Origin of the sequence: Dactylosporangium sp. NPDC050588 (genome assembly GCF_040654975.1) — a bacterium.
In the GTDB taxonomy this organism is placed as follows: Bacteria; Actinomycetota; Actinomycetes; order Mycobacteriales; family Micromonosporaceae; genus Dactylosporangium; species Dactylosporangium maewongense.
In genome coordinates this window covers 1-2,228 of sequence record NZ_JBFAJA010000221.1, presented here as the reverse complement: position 1 = coordinate 2,228, position 2,228 = coordinate 1, and the positions used below count along the sequence as shown (strand labels likewise).

Genomic DNA, 2,228 nt, shown 5'->3' with positions numbered 1-2,228 from the left:
TGTCGCCGATTTTTGAAAATTGACCCCGTTTGGGTTCGGGAATTTTGACCCCTCCCGTGGTTGGTCAGTTGTGGTTGGTGCGGTCTTTGTTGAGGAGTTCGCGGCGTTGGCGGGTGCGGTAGGAGTCGCCGGTGAGGGTGAGGACTTCGGCGTGGTGGACGAGTCGGTCGATCATGGCTGCGGCGACGACGTCGTCGGAGAAGGTCTCGCCCCAGCGTCCGAAGGGCAGGTTTGAAGTGACCATGACGGAGGCCTGTTCGTAGCGGGATGCGATGAGTTGGAAGAAGAGGTTCGCGGCGTCCTGGTCGAAGGGGATGTAGCCGACTTCGTCGATGATGATCAGTTTGTAGCGGCGGATCTTCTTGAGTTCGGCTTCGAGGCGGCCGGCGTGGTGGGCTTCGGCGAGGCGGGTGATCCAGTTGCTGGCGGTGTCGAACAGCACGGAGTGCCCTGCCTGGGTGGCTTTGACGCCGAGGGCGATGGCGAGGTGGGTCTTGCCGAGGCCGGGTGGCCCGAGCAGGATGACGTTCTCGGCTTTGGCGACGTATGTGCTGGTGGCCAGGTGCGCCAGGACGTCGCGGCGCAGTGAGGGCAGGTGGTCGAGGTTGAAGTCCTCGAGGGTCTTCACGGTCGGGAAGTGCGCGGTGCGGATGCGCATGACGGTGCCTTTGGACTCACGGTCGGCGACCTGCCGTTGCAGCAGCGCGGCCAGATACTCCTCATGCGACCAGTTCTCGTCGCGGGCCTGGCCGGCGAGTTCTTCCCAGAACGCGCCGATGGTCGGGGTCTTCAACACTCGGGTGAGGTAGGCGATCATCGACGGCATCCCGTCTTTGACCCCGCCGCTCGGTCCGGCGGTGGCGGGTCTCGTCTTGGTGGCGCTCATTCTGGTCATTCACTGCTCGCTTTCACGGTTGTTGGGTTGAAGTCGACGCCGAACAGGGCGTCGTAGTCGTGCAGGGCCCGCAGGGTGACGGGGTGCCCGTCGCCGTGGTGGCGGGTGGCGGCTTGGCGGCGTTGGCGGTCCTCGGCGAGGGCGTGGCGCATCAGCTTCGCGGTCGCGGCGTGGCCGGGGTCTGTGATCACGCTGTGTTTGGCCCAGGACCGGTCGTGCCGGGCCACGATGGTGCCGTCGCAGGACACGGTCACCACGTCCGGTGAGGCGGTCACCTCGACGAACCGGCCGATGACGCGTGGGTCGACGGAGTAGTCGACGGTGTCGACACGCACGTAGTAGTCACGGCCGAGTCGGATCCGTTGCTGCAGACCGATCTGCGGGCCGACGGGAGGCAGCGGCAGCATCGCAGGCCGGTCGGTTTCCAGAAGGTCCACGGGCCTGCCCTGGATCGACCGGACCGTGCGGGTGTTCGCCGTCGCCGCCAGCCACTCCCGCAGCTGGGCGTTGAAGTCGGTCGGTGAGATGAACCGGCGTCCGGGCAGGAACGACGTTTCCAGATAGCCGTTCGCGCGTTCCACCATGCCCTTGTGCTCCGGGTCGCGGGGCGGGGCCAGTTGGATGCGGGTGGCGAGGGTCCCGGCGAACGCCGCCGCCGGCGCGCTCACCTTGCCGGTCCCGCCGATCGCGGACTCTCGATCCCAGACCAGGCTCCTGGTCACCCGGCCGATCTCGCAGATCAGCAGCCACATCCCGGACAGGATGTCGCCGGCCTGCCGGGTCGGGATCATCGTCGCGGCCATGAACCGGGAGAACCCGAGCGTCATCACCAGCACCGGCAACACCCGGTCCTGACCGGCAGCGACCGGGATCCGCGGCTGCGGGAACCACAGATCGCACTGCGTGATCTGCCCCGGCTCATACACCGTCCGGTCGACCGGATCGATCCCCACATACTCCGGCCGGATCAGCGCCAGCCGCTTCTTCAACGGCGACAACGAATACGGCCACCCGATCCGCTGCGCGATCACCGGCACCGGCATCCGCGGCCACTCACTCAGCAGCACCCGGACCTGCGGCTCGAACGCATCCACCACCGACCCACGCGGCGCCCGTTCATACCGCGGCGGCCGATCCGACGCCAACGCCGCACGAACCGTGTTCCGAGCCACCCCCAACCTGCGGACGATCTCCTTGATAGGCACACCCTCCGCCCGATGCAACCGGCGGATCTCTGCCCAGTCCTCCACGCTCAACACCCTCCAAGATCATCAAAGAGGAGGGGTCAAGATTCAAAAACCCGCTGGGGGTCAGTCTTCAGGAAGCCGCGACA

At 66.6% G+C, this 2,228-nt stretch carries 2 protein-coding genes; both read right to left on the bottom strand.

What is annotated here, in order from left to right; translation table 11 throughout:
• Positions 1 to 64: 64 nt before the first annotated feature.
• Entirely contained in the window at positions 65 to 886 is an 822-nt protein-coding gene (gene istB, locus AB0I21_RS57395; protein WP_360574504.1) for an IS21-like element helper ATPase IstB, read from the bottom strand.
• Between the two features lie 5 nt (positions 887 to 891).
• A complete protein-coding gene (istA, locus tag AB0I21_RS57390) occupies positions 892 to 2,154 on the bottom strand; it encodes an IS21 family transposase (RefSeq protein ID WP_360574502.1) in 1,263 nt (420 codons plus the stop codon).
• Positions 2,155 to 2,228 lie beyond the last annotated feature (74 nt).

What these genes read in the sequence shown, in the direction of transcription:
- istB (WP_360574504.1), bottom strand. Translation starts at nt 886, where the DNA reads ATGAGCGCCACCAAGACGAGACCCGCCACCGCCGGACCGAGCGGCGGG.